Origin of the sequence: Oleidesulfovibrio alaskensis DSM 16109 (assembly GCF_000482745.1) — a bacterium.
GTDB classification, from domain to species: Bacteria; Desulfobacterota; Desulfovibrionia; order Desulfovibrionales; family Desulfovibrionaceae; genus Oleidesulfovibrio; species Oleidesulfovibrio alaskensis.
In genome coordinates, this window is record NZ_AXWQ01000004.1 from 435,731 (window position 1) to 452,288 (window position 16,558).

General features: G+C 58.8%; 16 protein-coding genes and 1 riboswitch. Of the genes, 9 read left to right on the plus strand and 7 right to left on the minus strand.

Translation table 11 applies throughout. The features are described 5' to 3' along the window. Nucleotides 1–117: 117 nt before the first annotated feature. Entirely contained in the window at nt 118–924 is an 807-nt protein-coding gene (mazG, locus tag H586_RS0102270) for a nucleoside triphosphate pyrophosphohydrolase (RefSeq protein ID WP_011368320.1), read from the minus strand. Between the two features lie 59 nt (nt 925–983). Then, the gene (locus tag H586_RS0102275) at nt 984–1,451 is read right to left on the minus strand and encodes a CvpA family protein (protein WP_011368321.1); all 468 of its coding nucleotides are present in this window, start codon (nt 1,449–1,451) and stop codon (nt 984–986) included. A 286-nt stretch (nt 1,452–1,737) separates the two neighbouring features. On the opposite strand from H586_RS0102275, the gene H586_RS0102280 reads away from it, so the two are divergent. The 5 genes from H586_RS0102280 to H586_RS0102300 all read left to right on the plus strand — a co-directional run bounded on the left by H586_RS0102280 (nt 1,738) and on the right by H586_RS0102300 (nt 6,076). After that, a complete protein-coding gene (locus H586_RS0102280) occupies nt 1,738–2,934 on the plus strand; it encodes an HDOD domain-containing protein (protein WP_034618415.1) in 1,197 nt (398 codons plus the stop codon). Beyond that, nucleotides 2,927–3,841, plus strand: a complete 915-nt coding sequence (locus H586_RS0102285) for a PAS domain-containing protein (RefSeq protein WP_011368323.1) — start codon at nt 2,927–2,929, stop codon at nt 3,839–3,841. Before H586_RS0102280 ends, H586_RS0102285 begins: the two co-directional genes overlap by 8 nt. A gap of 80 nt (nt 3,842–3,921) precedes the next feature. Next, nucleotides 3,922–4,998: an HD domain-containing phosphohydrolase gene (locus H586_RS0102290; RefSeq protein WP_011368324.1), complete on the plus strand. Its 1,077-nt coding sequence runs from the start codon at nt 3,922–3,924 to the stop codon at nt 4,996–4,998. Further along, nucleotides 4,995–5,219, plus strand: a complete 225-nt coding sequence (locus tag H586_RS0102295) for a MoaD/ThiS family protein (protein WP_011368325.1) — start codon at nt 4,995–4,997, stop codon at nt 5,217–5,219. The genes H586_RS0102290 and H586_RS0102295 overlap by 4 nt, the downstream gene beginning before the upstream one ends. Nucleotides 5,220–5,221: 2 nt before the next feature. Beyond that, nucleotides 5,222–6,076 (plus strand): ThiF family adenylyltransferase, encoded by an 855-nt coding sequence (locus H586_RS0102300; protein WP_081701743.1) that lies wholly within the window; start codon nt 5,222–5,224, stop codon nt 6,074–6,076. A gap of 377 nt (nt 6,077–6,453) precedes the next feature. Here H586_RS0102300 and H586_RS0102310 read toward each other — a convergent pair whose 3' ends face one another. Further along, entirely contained in the window at nt 6,454–8,187 is a 1,734-nt protein-coding gene (locus H586_RS0102310) for an aldehyde ferredoxin oxidoreductase family protein (RefSeq protein WP_011368327.1), read from the minus strand. A gap of 246 nt (nt 8,188–8,433) precedes the next feature. Between H586_RS0102310 and H586_RS17845 the strand changes: the two genes are divergently transcribed. Beyond that, nucleotides 8,434–9,021: a hypothetical protein gene (locus H586_RS17845; protein WP_051363818.1), complete on the plus strand. Its 588-nt coding sequence runs from the start codon at nt 8,434–8,436 to the stop codon at nt 9,019–9,021. A gap of 83 nt (nt 9,022–9,104) precedes the next feature. Here the strand turns inward: H586_RS17845 and H586_RS0102320 are convergent, their stop codons facing one another. Continuing rightward, a complete protein-coding gene (locus H586_RS0102320) occupies nt 9,105–9,668 on the minus strand; it encodes a hypothetical protein (RefSeq protein ID WP_011368329.1) in 564 nt (187 codons plus the stop codon). A 201-nt stretch (nt 9,669–9,869) separates the two neighbouring features. Here H586_RS0102320 and H586_RS0102330 point away from each other — a divergent pair, with 201 nt between their 5' ends. Continuing rightward, nucleotides 9,870–10,196 (plus strand): hypothetical protein, encoded by a 327-nt coding sequence (locus tag H586_RS0102330; protein ID WP_011368330.1) that lies wholly within the window; start codon nt 9,870–9,872, stop codon nt 10,194–10,196. A 46-nt stretch (nt 10,197–10,242) separates the two neighbouring features. Beyond that, nucleotides 10,243–10,623, plus strand: a complete 381-nt coding sequence (locus tag H586_RS0102335) for a hypothetical protein (protein WP_011368331.1) — start codon at nt 10,243–10,245, stop codon at nt 10,621–10,623. A 294-nt stretch (nt 10,624–10,917) separates the two neighbouring features. Here H586_RS0102335 and H586_RS0102340 read toward each other — a convergent pair whose 3' ends face one another. Both H586_RS0102340 and murJ read right to left on the minus strand, forming a co-directional pair. Beyond that, nucleotides 10,918–12,465: an NAD(P)/FAD-dependent oxidoreductase gene (locus H586_RS0102340; RefSeq protein ID WP_027181262.1), complete on the minus strand. Its 1,548-nt coding sequence runs from the start codon at nt 12,463–12,465 to the stop codon at nt 10,918–10,920. Between the two features lie 463 nt (nt 12,466–12,928). After that, nucleotides 12,929–14,518 (minus strand): murein biosynthesis integral membrane protein MurJ, encoded by a 1,590-nt coding sequence (murJ, locus tag H586_RS0102350; protein ID WP_027181264.1) that lies wholly within the window; start codon nt 14,516–14,518, stop codon nt 12,929–12,931. A gap of 320 nt (nt 14,519–14,838) precedes the next feature. Continuing rightward, a riboswitch (SAM riboswitch) is annotated at nt 14,839–14,946 on the plus strand. Between the two features lie 184 nt (nt 14,947–15,130). Between murJ and H586_RS0102355 the strand changes: the two genes are divergently transcribed. After that, nucleotides 15,131–15,403 carry a hypothetical protein gene (locus H586_RS0102355; protein ID WP_011368334.1) on the plus strand — a complete coding sequence of 91 codons (273 nt, stop codon included), beginning with the start codon at nt 15,131–15,133 and terminating at the stop codon, nt 15,401–15,403. A gap of 97 nt (nt 15,404–15,500) precedes the next feature. Here H586_RS0102355 and H586_RS0102360 read toward each other — a convergent pair whose 3' ends face one another. Next, complete coding sequence (locus H586_RS0102360) at nt 15,501–16,016, minus strand: HAD family hydrolase (RefSeq protein ID WP_027181265.1); 516 nt, start codon at nt 16,014–16,016, stop codon at nt 15,501–15,503. Between the last annotated feature and the right edge of the window lie 542 nt (nt 16,017–16,558).

Sequence of the window (16,558 nt, forward strand, 5' to 3'; positions counted from 1 at the left end):
GCGCCCCCGCCGGAAGCGGAAGCGCCTGAATATCTCCGGATGCAAGGAGCGGTTCCATGGCCGCGCCCCTGCGCCCCGAAAGACGCCCTGCGCGGTGAACACGCCGCACGCCGCCGGTCACCGGCAGGTTTCATGCTGTTTCACCTCATTCCACAGCGCGTCTTTTTCCTCAAAGCTCAGTGCCGGAAAATCAAGACCGCGCTGGCGGCACAACGCTTCCATCGCCTCAAACCGTCTCAGAAAACGGGCATTGGTTCCGGCGATGGCCGCATTGGCTTTAATACCTTTGCGCCTTCCCAGCTCCACCAGCGAAAAAAGGTAATCGCCGAATTCAGCTTCCTGCTGCTCTTTATCACCGTTCTGCAGGGCTTCTTCCCACTCGCGGCGCTCCGAATCAACCTGACGCTCCACGGCACTGTCATCCGGCCAGGTAAAGCCCACACGGGCAGCCTTGGAATGCAGGCGATACGCCTTCAGCAGGGGCGGCAGTCCGGCGGGCAGACTATCGAACACCCCTTTGGGGCGGCCGTCTGCATCACTCTTTTCTCCACGCTTGATGGCTTCCCAGGCTTTGAGCTGTTCTTCCTTGTTGCGGAAGGTGACCTCGTCAAACACATGAGGATGACGGCGCACCATTTTGGCCGCAACATCCGCCACGGCATCTTCAAGCGAAAATCCGGCGCGGTCCTGATACAGGCGGCCGATAAACGCCATCAGAAACATGACGTCTCCCAGCTCTTCACGCACATCCGCGGCATTGCCGGAACGGATGGCGTCCACCAGTTCAAAAGCCTCTTCCAGCACATAGTCGCACAAAGATTCCGGAGTCTGTTCCCTGTCCCACGGGCACCCGTCGGGGCCTATCAGAGTCTCAAGCACCTGAGTCAGTTCATCCAGCGCCGCAGGTGCGGTATTGCTGCTCATTGAAAATCACCGTTTTTTTTAATGCGCTTCCGGCAGACGCCGCAGGTGCGGCCGCACGGCTAGAACGCGTTTTCAGGAATATGTCTGTCGATAAGTTCGGCGGCACGGGCAAGATAGGGCGCCACTCTGGATTCGCGGAGAAACTGCATGTCGGGTACGAATTTGTTCAGCACCGCAAAAATGACCAGGCAGATGATAAGCGCTTTTGCCAGTCCCGCAATGCCGCCGCCCACGCTGTCCAGCAGTCCCCCGCCGGAGGCTTCAAGCAGTTTGCGCAGCCCTACGGCAGCCAGCGTGCACAGCACCATGACGCCCAGAAAAATAAGCACATACGAGACAATTTCAGCCCATCCGGCGGAAACAAACCGCCCCACATACGGCACAGCCTGCATGTAATAGGCATTGGCCAGAAAAAAACCGCCCACAAGCCCAGCAACCGCGGCAACCTCGATCATAAGGCCGCGAAAAAGCCCGCGTATAAGAAAAAAACCACCGATGAGTGCAAAAACAACGTCGAGGATATTCATAGGGGCCCCTGTCGTACTTGCTGAGTTTCACGCACCGGCACCGCGCCGGATGCTCTGGCACGTCTACCAGAATCCGGAAGAAACCGGAAGAATGGAAAAGCACTGCGCATGAAAAATGCCCCTCTTGCCACAACCGGCTGGCTCGGTTACTACGGGTAGATACACTTTCGCGGCGGCGCAGGTGCATGCACAAACACTAACAGTATGCATTGTCTGTAATAACACACTCTATCCGGCCGGTTCAGCAGTCATGAGCAGAGTAAACGTCTCACTACTTCAATCAGGAATGATCCTATCTGAAGACGTAACGGACAGTAACGGCAGAAAACTGCTATGCGCCGGTGATGCAATTACTGAAAAACACCTGCGGATTCTGAAGATATGGGGTGTTGCCGAAGTTGATGTGGAAGGGATTGAACCCGCCGATGCCGCCCGCAGCGCACTGGACGGTCTTGACCCGCTGCGGGTGGAGGCCGCCGCAGCAAGGGCAACGGCCCGGTTTGCCCTGAATGATCTGCAGTACGAACCGGTCTGCATGCTCATGCAGTGTTCCGTTGCCGCGCTGGCAAAAGGCGCGGACCCCGTCGCCCCGCTGCCCGACTATTCGGTGCTTCCTGCTGCGCCCATGCCCTCCGCCCCGCCGGCGCTGGCCGACATGCTGCGCGACGACACGCGGCTGGGTTCGCTTCCGCCGGTATTTCACCGTCTTGTGGATGTGGTCAACGACCCGCGCAGTTCCGCCACAGACATGGCCGAAGTAATTGCCAACGACACAGACCTGAGCGCACGGCTGCTGCGGCTGGTGAACAGTACTTTTTACGGCCTGCGGGCCAAGGTGGACACCATAACCCGCGCTGTTACCATCATCGGCAGCAACCAGCTCGTTTCGCTTGCCATGGGCGCGGTGATGACAACTTTTTTCAAGGGTCTGCCCAACAGCATTGTGGACATGCGCTCTTTCTGGGAGCATTCTGTAGCGTGCGGTGTAGCCGCACGGCTGCTTGCCAGCCTGCACCGCATGCCCAACACCGAACGCTTTTTTGTAGCCGGCCTGCTGCACGACATAGGGCGCCTGGCCGTATACCGGCTGCTGCCGGAGCATTCGCTGTATATGCTGACCGAGTCGCGCCGCAGAGGTATTTCCATGCGGGCCATGGAACGCGAAGTACTGGGGTTCAGCCACGACAGACTGGGCGGCAGGCTGCTGAAGGAATGGCGCTGCCCCGTGTCGCTGGAGCGCAATGTGGCGCTGCACCACACCCCCGGCAGCGGGCACGGCGGTCTGGAGTCGGCCATCATCAATGTGGCCGACATTCTGGCACATACACTGGAATTCGGCACCAGCGGTGAAGTACTTGTCCCACGGCTGGAACAGGCCGTATGGGACGCGCTGGCCCTGCCCGCAGGCACACTGGAACAGGCTGCGGCGCAGATGGATTATCAGGTTCATGAAATTATAAGATTCTTTGAATTGGATGAATAACGAAACGCCATTCAGTCAGGCCAACCTCAAGGCCCGTCTGCGCAGTCTGGAGGAACAGGCCAGATTCACGCTTGATGTTCTGGAAATGGCCTCCACTCTGGGGGACTTTCAGACCAGCATCAACAAGTTGCATGAGCCGTCTTCGCTGCTGCGCGAAGCCATGGAACGCGTGGAGGAACTGGTACGTTTTTCCGCCACTGCCTTCTATCTTGTGGATGAATCGTCATCCGATTTTTCGCTTGCCCTGTGTGCACCCGATACATACGGCGCCATGGTGGACGATGAGCTGGAACATCTGATAGAAACCGGTGTTTTTGCACTGGCCCTGCGCGAAAACAGACCCATCACTGTTTATTCGCGCGACAACAATCACCGCCTTGTGCTGCACGCGCTGGCCACATCCTCGCGCACGCGCGGCATGTTTGTGGGCATTATGCCCCGTTCCGAACGCAACCTTTCGGGTATCCTGCTGTCGCTGCTGTCCATCACGCTCAAGCACTGTGCCAACGCCATAGAAAGTTTCGAGCTGTACCGGCTGTTCCGTGAAAACGAGGCCCTGCAACGTGCCAGGCTGGACCAGCTGCCCGTGGGCATTGTGGATGCCGCACCGGACGGCGCCATTCTTTCCGCCACCGGCGCCCTTATGCAGCAGTTCGGGTTTGCGGCGGAAACCAGCCTCTCTTCACTTACATTGGCAGACCTGCTGTGTCCCGCCTCGCAAAAACAATTACAGGAAGCCATGCAGAACCTGCTGGCATCCGGTGAAACAGGCTCACCGCCGCAGATACCGCACCGGCGCCTGAGTCTTACCAGCCGCGAAACCTCTCAGGGTGCTTTTCCGGTAGTGCTGCATCTCACCTTGCAGCATGACGCCAGCGGCTCCTTCTTCCGCGCTGTTTTAGCCTGACCTCCCTGTCCCGTATTGCGTTATCAGGCAGGCGCATATACCATATTTTCAATTCTGCACCCCTAGCCTGCGACGGACCCATGACCACAGAATCCATTGCCGTTCTTGTGATCGATGACGATCCCGCCATTCTTCAGAATATCGTCTGCTATCTGGAAGACTCTGATTTTATCTGCTTCGGAGCCGCCGACGGTGCCGCCGGTATCGAAACATTTGAAAGAGAAAGGCCTGACGCCGTCATTGTGGACCTGAACATGCCCGGCATGAACGGACGCGATGTCATCGCACGCATCAACGCACAATCGCCCACCACGCCGGTCATCGTGGTTTCCGGCACAGGTGTCATTGATGAAGCGGTCGAATCCATGCGTGTCGGCGCGTGGGACTTTCTTTCAAAGCCCGTGCGCCGCATGGAAGAGCTGGAAAACGCGGTGCGCGCCGGACTGCGCCGTGCCCGCACCATGCGCGAAAGCAATGAATACAAAGAAACGCTGGAGCGCATGGTTAAACGACGCACCCGCGAACTGCAGCTGGCAAACGACCGGACCGAAGCCATTCTGCTTGCCACCGTGCAGTCGCTCAGCACCGTCATCAACCTGAAAGACGCCTATACCGGCACCCACCAGCAGCGTGTGGCGCTGATAGCCCCGGCCATTGCCGAAGAACTGGGCATGGAACAACGCGCGGTGGAAGCCGTGCGGCTGGCGGCACTGCTGCACGATGTGGGAAAAATGGGACTGCCGTCGGAATTTCTTACCAAACCATCGCGGCTGGACGCCAACGAGATGCAGTTTATCCGCCAGCACCCGCAGCTGGGGTATGATATCCTCAAAGACATTCCCTTTGAACTGCCCATACCCGAAATGGTTCTGCAGCACCATGAACGGCTGGACGGCTCGGGGTATCCGCGCGGGCTTGCCGGCGACGACATACTGCCCGAGGCACGCATTCTGGCGGTTGCCGACACCGTGGAAGCCATCTGTTCGCACAGACCATGGCGTCCGGCCCATCCGTTCAGCCATGCGCTGCACGAGCTGACAGCGGGTAAAAACACGCTGTATTGCCCCGATGCAGTGAACAGCTGCATTGACCTGATAACACGGGGCGACCCCCGCCTGACAACTTTCACCGCAACCATCAAGGGACTGCCGTCATGAAGATAGAAGTGAAATGCTTTGCCACGCTGGCCCCGCATACCCCGGCGGAGGGCACCATGGACGTGCCGCCGCAGACATCTGTAAACGACATCATGCGCCAGCTGGGCATAGCGCGTGACGATGTGAAAATAATCTTTATAAACGGCGCTCATGTAGAGCCGGAAGCCCTGCTGAACGAAGGTGACAGGCTCGGACTTTTTCCCGCCGTGGGCGGAGGCTGATCATGACGAGTGCCGATGCCCGTCACGCCGGAGCGCCGCGGGACGACGCTCCTCTGCACACACTTATCATGCAGCACGCTGTCAACGGCAGACTGCGCATGCGGGCGGTGCAGGGCATAGCGCAGGAATGCGGCTGCCATATCCGCCACGTGGAATGTGCTGCACTACTTTCCGGAATCCTGCCGGAACGTTACGCGCGCAACACAAAGCAGTTTTCTCTGGAAGACCAGCGGGCGCTGCTGTTGTCGCGGGTGCTGCTTGTGGGACTGGGGGGACTGGGAGGCCATGTTCTCGATATGCTTGTCAGGCTGGGTGTGGGACACATCACAGCAGCGGACGGAGACGTTTTCGAGCCCAGCAACCTGAACAGACAACTGCTCAGTTCCATGTCACGGGTGGGCACGTCCAAGGCGCAGGCGGCCAGAGACCACGCCCGCAATACCAACCCCGCAACCGAACTCACGGTTGTCGATCACTACGTGGATGCTCTTTCGCTGCCGCCGCTGATGCAGCAATGTCATCTGGTCATCGACGCGCTGGGCGGACTGCAGTCACGTCTTATGCTCCAGAAAGCCGCACAGAACGCCGGAGTGCCGCTGGTAACGGCCGCCGTGGGCGGTTTGACAGGGTATGTGGCCACAGTATTGCCGGACCAGACAGGCCCCGCCGAACTGCTGGGGTCGGGCGGCACCGGTGAACCGGTGGAAGATACGCTGGGCACTCCCGCTCCTGTTGTGGCCTGTGCCGCGGCCCTGCAATGCACAGAAGCGGCAAAAATTCTTACCGGCAAACCGCCGTCGCGCGGTGTACTGTTTTTCGACCTGAACGACAGGACATTTCAGACAGTCATGCTCTGATGAACTGCATACCGGACACCGGCTGGAATGACTTCTGGCCACACCAGAAACCACGTCACAGTCCGCACGCCTTGCTCCCCGCTTTTCCCGGCATACCTCATACGCAGCTGCCGCCCTGCATGTCCGGCTTACCGTACCGCCGCAGGGTAGCGGCAGCCATCCCGCCCTGACGCTTATCCTGCGGCACAACGCCGCACCGGACAATACCGGCAAAACACTGCAACGGAAAAACAACCACGCTGCTGGCGTTCTGGAGCCGGACAGATACAATTTGCGGCCACCTGCCGCCCTGCCCGGCCGGACATGCAGTATGCAGAACGGCAAAAACAAAGGGCCGGCAAAGCCGGCCCCTTGTGTTGTCATCTGTTCTGCGACGTTTACTGCACCTTGGCAGCCTGAAGCTCTTCCACGGAAAAGTCCCAGACCACGCCGTGGGGGTTCAGTTTTTCCTTCATCATGAAGGCGGGCAGCTGGTCATCCGCAGCGGTAAAGCCTGCTGCGGTGTTAAAGCTGATTTCGTCTTTCAGGGTGGCTATACCCAGCGCGCCGAAATCATCGGGAGTGAACTCGATGCCGTGGCGGGCAGAAACCATATCGCAGATGCACTGCACCGCGTCGGCGGTATCCAGAACGGCAAAAGCCACAAACAGGCACAGCCCGAGCGAATCCACCGTGGCGGTGGCAATCTGCAGCGCCTTGGAGGTTTCCACCTGACCTTCCTTGCCCAGCGGGTTCACGTCACCGCCCACCTTGAGCATGTTCTGGCAGATGGCGTAGCCGGCGGTGTGGTCGGCGCCCTGTGTGGTGGTGGCGTAAGTTACACCAACGCCCTTGGCGGCGCGGGGGTCGTATGCGGGCATTGACTGGTTCTTGACGGTGGGCACACGGGTAACCCCGAATGCCTGTGCCGTAAAGCCCACACCGTTGCCGATAATCTTGCCGAGATGGTCTTTTTTGTCGCGGATGCGGTTCACAAGCTCATAAGCGGCTTCGCCGTCGCCCCACGGAATAACTCCGCCGTCCATGGCTATGGCCACGGTGTTGCCTATTTCAATGGTGTCCACACCAAGGTCGTCGCACAGGCGGTCCAGCTTGGCTATCTGGTCGATGTCCTTGATAAGTGCGTTACCGCCGAATGCCCACACCGTTTCGTATTCAAAACCGGAGGTCAGATACTCGCCCTTTTCATCCACGTAGTTCTGCGAGCACTGGATAAGGCAGCCGGCGTGGCAGCCTTCCTTGGTTTTGCCGCCGCGCTTGGAAATGAACTCGGCGATGGTTTCTCCGCTGATGCCTGCCACATGATCACAGCGGCCTTCGCGGAAGTTTTTGGTGGGAAACGCGCCGGCTTCGTTGATGATGTTTACCAGAATAGCAGTTCCGAAGCCGGGCAGACCCTGACCGGTAACCGGGTGGGCGCGCAGAATTTCGGCCCAGCGCTTGGAAGCAGCCTTGAACTTTTCGGGGTCCGCATAGGTGAAGCGCTCTCCGCCGGTGTCGTCCAGCACAACGGCCTTAACTTTTTTAGACCCCATCACAGCGCCCAGACCACCACGGCCGGCGGCACGGGCGGTACGGCCCCACGGGTCGGAAAACTGAATGGAAGCACCAGTCAGACATGCTTCGCCCGCGGGCCCGATAATCATGCCCGAAGCTTTTTTGCCGTACTGTCCGGCAATCATGTCCATGCTTTCGTATGTGCCTTTGCCCACCATATCGGCGGCATCAACAAACTGCACACCGTCTTTGGTGATGATAATGTTGCAGAAAGGTGCATCCGCTTCCGGCTTGTCTTCCAGCACCATAGCAAGAATGTCCAGACGGGCGAGCTTCTGGCAGAAGGTGCCGCCGGAGTTTGATTCCTTGATGGTGCCGGTGAGCGGCGACTTGGCCCCCAGCGAAATACGGCCGGAGTTTGCCGCTGCTGTGCCGGAAAGCAGCCCGATGGCGGCGACAATCTTGTTGTCGGCACTCAGGGCATGGGTATCGGCGGGAACTTCGTCCAGCACCATGCGCGAGGTGAGATTGCGGCCTCCCAGACCGGCGTATTTGCCGGGCTCTTCATAACGGAAGGTCCGCTCTTTAGTGTTGATTCGCAGAATCTTCGGCATTTCATAGCCCCTTAGTTCGAAAGTGTTAGTCCAAGCACACTAATGGTCGGAACAGCCCACAGTTCCGTTTTCCCGTTGCCCCACACAGGGGATATGGGATACCTCTAGGGTTAGCAGAACACTACAACCGCGTGAAATATCATGTCAAAGAGATTATCAAGGCGCACAGGTACTATTAAGTTATTTTTAACCTAAAAGACAGCAAAACAGCCCCGCACAAACCAGAAATAACCAGGAGAAACCAAAATGAACATCGTACTGAGCATTCCGGAGTCAGCAAACAGTTACTGGCGGCAGCTGGGGCAATCCGGTCTGGTGGTAGACGCCCGCATAAACTGTACCGTGCGCGATGTTCTGGAAAAAAGTATCGGTTTTTCAGATGACTACATTGAAAAACGTATTGAGACGGTATTTCTGGACGGACACCCTGTGGACGACATAGACAGCGCTCTTGTACCGGACGGGGCACGCATGGCGCTGGCATCCGCCCTGCCGGGAGCCGCAGGTATAGCCATGCGGCGCAACAGTCCGTATGCGGCGCTGCGGGGCGGCATAACCCATACGCACAGCCGCAACGCTCCGGCAGCGTCAGGCAGCATCGAGCTGGCGCTGTTCAATCTGGTCATGCACGAGCACGCCATACGCATACTGACCGCCGGTGCAAAAGTAAAAACAGACATGCTGGCCGCCATGCTGGAACGCCGCCCCGAAAACAGCGTACGCAGCGTACTGGCAAACGGTGAGCCGCTGACACCGCAGCAGGCCGTACACAAGCTGAACGCACTTGCGGCAGACCGTGTTTACCTGCAACTGGAAGTCACAGGCGGATGCTGAAAAAACGCCGCGGCAGCGTACGAAAAAAGCCGCGGGCGGCAGAACCGGCCCGCGGCATACATGCTGGTTGTTCCGCTGGATGATCAGTCGGCGGAACCGGGTTCATATCCGGGCAGCACCACGGTGGAAGCACTTTTGTCACCGTTGCCCTTGGGACAGTCGGGCAGCAGATAGCAAATTTCACAGCCGCCCTTAAAGGGATGATGGGTCACCACCGCATATCTGCGGGTAAGCGCCGTGACACTGAGGTTATAAGGAATGCCTTCCGCTTCCAGAGCATCCTGAAGGGCCTCTGTGGGTTTGGGGGCCGGAGCACAGCCGGCGTCCTGCACTTCGGGCAGCACGTCCTGAATGGTTGCCATGACAATGGCCTGAGCCAGAGAATTGAACAGGTGCGCATCAGAGGGCGCGGTGTCCCACATGGCATCCACTTCGTTTTCCACGGCTTCGGAAAGCCATGCCACAAGGTATTCTATCTTTCCGGCTTTCACGCGCCGCACAGTCAGTTCTTTGCACCATTTTTCCCAGTTCTCCACCAGACGGTCCATTACCTGACCGCCTATGCGGGTCTCCTGAGCGACGCCCATGAACATTTCAACGTCGAAGTACGGGGTCACTTCAACTGCTTCGCTGGTATATTCAGCCATAATAGGGTCTCCCGAGGCTTGTGTTGTTGCAGGATTCAGAAGGGCGACTTTGCGCGAATAGCGCAGGGCAGTCAAGCCTCAGCCCTGCCGCGGCAGTCTGCAACGCTTTACTTGGCAAAATGAGTGCCGTAGACTATGGATGCCTCCGGATGAAGCGGATGCTCCGGCTGCAGCCGGAACCCCGCGCAGACAGGATACAGCATGAAGCAAGACATCCACCCGCTCATACTGCACAACGTGCCGGAGACCTATCCGCCCGCGCGCCTGTACCTGCTGCCTGTTGTCAGAATTCCCCGCGGTCCTTTCCGCGACCCGCCGTACCTGCCGCAGCCGTATTCACCGCTCACCGCCGACGCAGCCGCCATCACACGCGACACGGTGGCAGACGCGGCGGCAGTGCACGAAGCCGGTTTTGCACAGCGCACCCGACAAGGCCAGCTGCCCGGACATTCCGGCCCGCTCACCCGCCCGGCACCGGCGCCGTCACCCGAACTGTACACAGGCAGACTGGTTGACACATCGTTGTGAACAACGGCATTGCCGTATGCATATTTTTTCACCGCAAGGAGCATCAATGACCCACGACTCGCGTTTTCCCGTCAAAATCCGCTATGAATACAAACAGGACGACAAAACAAGCCTGCAGTATGCCCATGGTGTCTGGGGCGGAATCAATCCGCATGGCGAAATCGAAATGAATTTTTATTCGGAAAGTGACAAAATTCCGGAATGGTCGGAACGCGTTGTCATGCAGGACGGCGCACTGGGGCATGAAATGGTTCCGGCAGAATCCGACAGCAAAACCGTGGTCCGTCATATCCACTCAAAGGTGCTTATCAATTACGATACGGCACGCGCCATCTACGACTGGCTTGATGAAAAACTTTCTGCCCTTGAAATGGAAGAAGATCAGCAAGTTATGTACAGCGCGGGCAAAGGCGGACTGGAGCAGTAACGTGTTGCGGCTTCGCTGAACGCACCGCACGGCGGTATAAGCGCGCCGCGCGGCCCGACACACTTTCTCACCGCCCGCATAAATATAACCGGTTCAGATGCACAAAAAGCGTCCGGAATTTTTCCGGACGCTTTTTTGCGCTGTATCTGCCGTCTGCCCTCGGGACACAGCGGTTACTGCGGACCGCGGAAACAGAGGGTCAGCTCGTCAGCAGACAGCCGTACCGCAATGCCGGACATTCTGCCACTGGCAGCCCGACCGGCACCGACTGGCACCGACTGGCACGGACCGGTCTCAGGCCAGCCGGGCAGCCACTGCCGCAGCCACTTTTTCGCCATCCATGGCGGCAGAAACTATACCGCCGGCATAGCCTGCGCCTTCTCCGCACGGAAAAAGTCCGCGCACTGCGGGGTGCTCCAGTGTCTGTCCGTCACGGAGTATCCGCACAGGAGAGCTGGTCCGCGACTCCACCGCCAGCACTTTGGCCTCTGCGGAATCATAGCCTTTGTATCTGCGGCCCAGTTCGGGCAAAGCCGCCCGCAGACGCGCGGCAACGAACTCAGGCAGCAGATCATGCAACGGTGCGGAATATATACCCGGAATGTACGATGTGGGCGGTAACACTTCAGAAACCACTCCCCGTACGAAATCGGGTACGCACTGTGCCGGAGCCTTCTGTGTCACTCCGTCGCCGCAGGCGAACACCGCTTTTTCCGCTGCCGCCTGAAACGCCAGAGCCTGCAGCGGATCGTCCGACGTACACATATCTTCCAGCCGCAGTTCCACCACCAGCCCCGCATTGGCAAAAGGCGCGTTACGCGATGCCAGACTCATGCCGTTAAGCACCAGTTCACCGGGTGCTGTGGAAGCCGGAACCACAAACCCGCCGGGGCACATGCAGAACGAAAAAACGCCGCGCCCCGATGCCTGCGTGGTTATACGGTAACTGGCGGCAGGCAGGGCCGGATGGCGGGGAGTATGGTGATAAAAAATTTCGTCGATGAGCGGCTGCGGGTGTTCGATGCGCACCCCCATGGCAAAGGGCTTGGCTTCCATGGCTATGTTTCTGGCTGCCAGCAGATGAAAAACATCACGCGCAGAATGCCCCGTGGCCAGAATCACGGCATCGGCATAAACAGCTTCACCGCCGGAAAGCCGGACGCCGGTCACACGGTCACCGGACAGCAGCAGGTCAGCCACATGCGCGCCAAAATGGACTTCACCGCCGCAGTCCTGCACGGCTGCACGCATTGCACGCACTATTCCGGGCAGAACATTGGATCCCAGATGCGGGTGTGCGTCTATGCGGATGTCGGGCGAAGCGCCGAACTGCACCAGCAGATCCAGCACGCGGGCCACATTGCCCCGTTTGGTGGCCCGGGTGTACAGCTTGCCGTCCGAATAGGTGCCCGCCCCCCCCTCGCCGAAGCAGTAGTTGGAATGAGGATCAATCAACCCTTCGGTGTAGATCTTTTTCAAATCCTTGCGGCGGGCATTCACATCCTTGCCGCGTTCAAGCACCACAGGCTTTATGCCATGCTCCAGCAGCGAAAGTGCGGCAAAATATCCGGCAGGACCGGCCCCCACCACAATAACGCGTTTTGCGCCCGGCGGGGCGGGACAAAAAACCTCCGCCGCAGCATCAGGCAGATCTGTGCCCACCTCGACCTGAAAGGTAAACCGCGGGCGGCGCGGACGGGCATCCACCGAACGACGGCGCACACGGATCATGACCGCTGCATCATCAGGCAGACCTGCCTTTTTCAATGCCGCGGCGCGCAGAGCGCCTTGTACATGAACCAGATCCGGATCGAGGGACACTTCAAAAAAAGCTGATTTCATATTGTATTCCTGCCGCTGAAAAAAACATGGAAGCCACCGGTGCACTGCGGAATGTGACGCCACCGGAAAGGCATTCTGAAAGCACATGACCGGCATACCGGATTATATGACACAGGTACTGATCCGTTTTTGTAACGGAAAGCTGCCGGACCGTCTGCATTGCCGGCTGTGCAGCGGTTGCGCACCTCGGCGCGCAACCGTAATCCCGCGACGGGTCAAACGGGAGGCACCCTATATACATATGCAGCCGCAGAGTCAAAGCCTGCGCCCCGCCGCAGAGGATTGCGCCGCGGGCGAATCGTCCCGCGCGCGACATCTCCGGCCTGTATCAGCCGGCCCCTGACAATTTGCACCATGACACTCTGGCCCCCTGACACTCTGCGCCAAGGTATGCAGCCCGCAAACACGCGGCCTGAACAGATTGCCGGAATAAAAGTTGCCGGGCAGGCCGAAAGTGGCGCGTTCAGGCGCGGCGCAGCACCCTGCGCAAAATGCCGGTCACCATCTGCAATGCTTCCGGCGCCACAAAACGCGCTACCCCCAGAAAAACCGCCCCAAAGGCCAGCCCGCTGAAAATCAGCCGCACAAACGCCTCCAGCAGGGGGCTGCCGGACAAAGACTGTGCCCACGGCAACACCACAGGGCCGTATATCATGGCACACCAGCCTGCGGCGCAGGCCGGCACGCACGCGGCACCGGTGCGCAGAGCCGTCTGCCCCAGTCCGGCGAACGCGGCACAGCCGTTCCTGCGCATCCATACCGTGCTCAAAGCCAGCGTGTACAACCCCACAGACAACCCTCCGGCAAGTGCCACCCCCACAGCCCCGCCCAGCGGGCCGTCCCAGCGGGCCAGCAGCCAGTACAGCGGCAGACCGCATGCTGTGGCCAGTGTACCGGTCACAGCGGGTGTCACCGTGTCCTGCCGGGCATAAAAAGCCCTGCCCACCACCTGCTGAATACCCCACAGCGGCACGGCGGCCAGCATGACCATCAGCAAAGGCGCCGAAGCCTGCGTCTGTGCGGCAGTAAAGCTGCCCTGCTGAAAAATCAGTCGCATGGTCGGTTCCGCGGCTATAATCATCCACGCTGTAACCGGCAGAATGACAAGCAGCGTATTACGCAGCGCAGCCGAAAGTGTCTGCGAAAAACGTGCTTCATCACCACCGGCGGCCAGACTGGCCAGAAAAGGATACGAGGCAACGCCTGCTGCCTGCGCCACAACCCCCACCGGAACCAGCATTATGCGCCGCGCGTAGTTAAGCAGACTTACGGCACCCTCTCCGGCCATCGAGCCGAAAATACGGACAAACTGCTCGTCCAGAACCACCACGGACTGCCCTATCATCAAAGGCAGTGCCAGCAGGGCAAACCGCAGCACGCTGCCATGGCGCAGCACGGCATACAGACGCAATCCGCCTGCCCGTACAGCCCATACGGGCAGGGCAAAACTGCCCAGCGCGGCACCGGCAAGCACCCCCCAGCAGAATCCTTCCATACCCGAGCGGATGCCTGCAAGCCCGCCTAGAATTATACAGGCATTATACACCAGCGGGGTAAGCGCAGGAACAGCAAACTGCCGCCGCATGTAGAGCATGGCGGTAAAACAGCTGCCTGCCAGAAAAAAAACCTGAGCGGGCAGTATAATGCGCAGAAAATATGCCAGCCGCCGTGCAGACTCCGCATCAAAACCCGGTGCGGCCAGCGCCGCAAGCCACGGGGCGGCCAGCCACGCCACCCCCGTAAGCAACGCGGCAAAAAGCGTTATCCAGCCGGTGACAGCCGAAAAAAAACGCCAGCCGTCCTGCTCGTCATGCTCAAAACGGGCTGCCAGCAGCGGAATAAGCGTGATGGAAAAATACCCGCCGGCCAGCAGGTAGTTAAGAAAATCCGGAACCACAAACGATGCGAAGTAGATATCCGACTCCAGACTGGCGCCATGAAAATAGGAAATAACTTTATCGCGTATAAGTCCCATGAACCGTGAAAGAAAAATGCTGCCGGCCATAATGGCCGCGGCCAGCCCCATCCGCTGTCTGCCTGATAATATACTCATGCGTTTGCTGCGCCTTATGCTGACAATGCTTATTAGGGGGAACAACACGGCCCGCCCGCAGCGGTTATGCCGCACCCCGCCACGTACCGCAAGCGCACTGCCACGTGATTGTTCCGTTGCGGCACCGTGTCATGAACGCGGCAAAGCCGCAGACAGGTGCCGGACGACATTGTCACAACATGCCGACTGGTTACACAACTATATAAAGTAACGCTCTCTTTGCGGCAGTGTTTCTTATCACAACTACTACTCTTTACACAAAAATCAGCTTTTCCGGATTTAGTGCTTGACTTTTTTATTCACTTTTGAAAAAAAAAGACAACTCATGAAGAGGACGAGAGGGGTCTGGCCCGATGACCGTCCGGCAACCTGCCCGCAAGGCAAGGTGCCAAAGCCAGCCACGGTGAGATGCCGCGGTGCCATGAGGTCGACAGCTGCGACCGGTACCGTTCTGCCTCTCACCATTGTGAGAGGTTTTTTTATGCAGAGCCTTTGCTCGGCAGTGGGTGGATTTACGGAGTTTGCACGCCCACACAAAAAACAATGATGCTAAAATCCGGAAGCAATGCTTCCCGTGGTCCGCGCCGGAGCGGACACAGCAGGAGAAAACACATGAAGGATTATCTCGGACAGGCTTCAGGCAGCAACGCGCAGGGTGTTGTATACTTTTTGTACCACGATAACTGCGCCGAACAGATGCCCCGCACATATTCCGACCCTCTGGAACTGCTGGGAGACATGACCCTGCTGCGCCTTTCGGAAGAACAGAAAGCCGCCCTGCGTACCATCCTTCATCGGGAAATTGCAGAAAACGGTGCAGAAGCTGTCTGGCGCTCGCGTGCGTATCGCAAGAACATCATTCATTCTTTCGGCAGAATCGTCTAGCACAAGAGCGCTGTACATACGCCAAAGGCGAAGGGCCGGCAGGAAGGTGCTGCCGGCCCTTGTCCATACTCCCGAAAAACATCCCCGCACAACGGTTTCAGACGCACTCCGGACTGTCAAAGCCCATATCTGCCAGCAACGCAGGCAGTTCGCGGAAATCGTGCATCGTTCTCACCAACTCCGCCTCCCTGCGCTCTTCAGTACGCCGGTTAAACCATACTCCGCGTATGCCCAGCTGGTTGGCCCCCCAGATATCCGCCATATAGTCATCGCCCACCATCACCACGCAGCCGGCATCCAGCTTCAGGTCGCGCAGCACATGACTCCAGAATCCGGCCTGCGGCTTGGGGCGGCCGATAAAGCGATAGGTGTAGATTCTGTCCAGCACCTGCCCCAGTCCCATGGTGTCCAGAGAAGCCCGCACCTCATGTTCTTCCGATTCCGCGGCATTGGAAGCAAGCCCCGTTGTCCAGCACGGTGCCAGACTCATGACCACTTCACGGGCATGCGGTGTGGCAGGCACGCCGGACCACCCTTTCTCCCTGCCCAAATACCACGGCATGCTCTCCATCAGCGTACCGCCCCAGTCAAACAGCAGCGCTCGTTTATGCATTGTCGCCTCCTCGGCTTTCAGTGCCCGCGTCGGGGCATCGCGTCAAGCCTGCGGCAGTCATGATGTCTGCACGGCAGGACACGGCACAGCGGGGGCTCCGGCATACCATAACGGAAAGCATGGGCGTGAAGATGCGGCGGCAGCCGCCCCCTGCCCTTCAGATAGCCGCATCAGAAGATCACCATCGTCACGTCTGCCCGGAATGCACCGACTGCCCATAATGCCCTGACTGCACTGACGGTTCTGGCTGCCTGAGCGAAACAGGACAGAAGCCCCGCCCCGGCACGCCCCTGAAAATCCGCACAGGGTCGATACCCGCGTGGCACCCCATGAGTACGCCCACGAGTACACCCCACGATTCCCCCCCACGATTACCCCCCATGATCTGGCCGCTGCATTGCAGCATACGGGCAGCGCACACCGGCACTGACTTTCAGGTGGTGGCAGGGCATGCCGCGGGCGCGGGCAGACAGGACGACAGGTAAGAAAGTCAGGCAGCAGAAACAACAAAAGCGCACAGTGAACGCAAAAAAAGGGCCGGA

What these genes read in the sequence shown, in the direction of transcription:
- mazG (WP_011368320.1), bottom strand. Translation starts at nt 924, where the DNA reads ATGAGCAGCAATACCGCACCTGCGGCGCTGGATGAACTGACTCAGGTG.
- H586_RS0102275 (WP_011368321.1), bottom strand. Translation starts at nt 1,451, where the DNA reads ATGAATATCCTCGACGTTGTTTTTGCACTCATCGGTGGTTTTTTTCTT.
- H586_RS0102280 (WP_034618415.1), top strand. Translation starts at nt 1,738, where the DNA reads ATGATCCTATCTGAAGACGTAACGGACAGTAACGGCAGAAAACTGCTA.
- H586_RS0102285 (WP_011368323.1), top strand. Translation starts at nt 2,927, where the DNA reads ATGAATAACGAAACGCCATTCAGTCAGGCCAACCTCAAGGCCCGTCTG.
- H586_RS0102290 (WP_011368324.1), top strand. Translation starts at nt 3,922, where the DNA reads ATGACCACAGAATCCATTGCCGTTCTTGTGATCGATGACGATCCCGCC.
- H586_RS0102295 (WP_011368325.1), top strand. Translation starts at nt 4,995, where the DNA reads ATGAAGATAGAAGTGAAATGCTTTGCCACGCTGGCCCCGCATACCCCG.
- H586_RS0102300 (WP_081701743.1), top strand. Translation starts at nt 5,222, where the DNA reads ATGACGAGTGCCGATGCCCGTCACGCCGGAGCGCCGCGGGACGACGCT.
- H586_RS0102310 (WP_011368327.1), bottom strand. Translation starts at nt 8,187, where the DNA reads ATGCCGAAGATTCTGCGAATCAACACTAAAGAGCGGACCTTCCGTTAT.
- H586_RS17845 (WP_051363818.1), top strand. Translation starts at nt 8,434, where the DNA reads ATGAACATCGTACTGAGCATTCCGGAGTCAGCAAACAGTTACTGGCGG.
- H586_RS0102320 (WP_011368329.1), bottom strand. Translation starts at nt 9,668, where the DNA reads ATGGCTGAATATACCAGCGAAGCAGTTGAAGTGACCCCGTACTTCGAC.
- H586_RS0102330 (WP_011368330.1), top strand. Translation starts at nt 9,870, where the DNA reads ATGAAGCAAGACATCCACCCGCTCATACTGCACAACGTGCCGGAGACC.
- H586_RS0102335 (WP_011368331.1), top strand. Translation starts at nt 10,243, where the DNA reads ATGACCCACGACTCGCGTTTTCCCGTCAAAATCCGCTATGAATACAAA.
- H586_RS0102340 (WP_027181262.1), bottom strand. Translation starts at nt 12,465, where the DNA reads ATGAAATCAGCTTTTTTTGAAGTGTCCCTCGATCCGGATCTGGTTCAT.
- murJ (WP_027181264.1), bottom strand. Translation starts at nt 14,518, where the DNA reads ATGAGTATATTATCAGGCAGACAGCGGATGGGGCTGGCCGCGGCCATT.
- H586_RS0102355 (WP_011368334.1), top strand. Translation starts at nt 15,131, where the DNA reads ATGAAGGATTATCTCGGACAGGCTTCAGGCAGCAACGCGCAGGGTGTT.
- H586_RS0102360 (WP_027181265.1), bottom strand. Translation starts at nt 16,016, where the DNA reads ATGCATAAACGAGCGCTGCTGTTTGACTGGGGCGGTACGCTGATGGAG.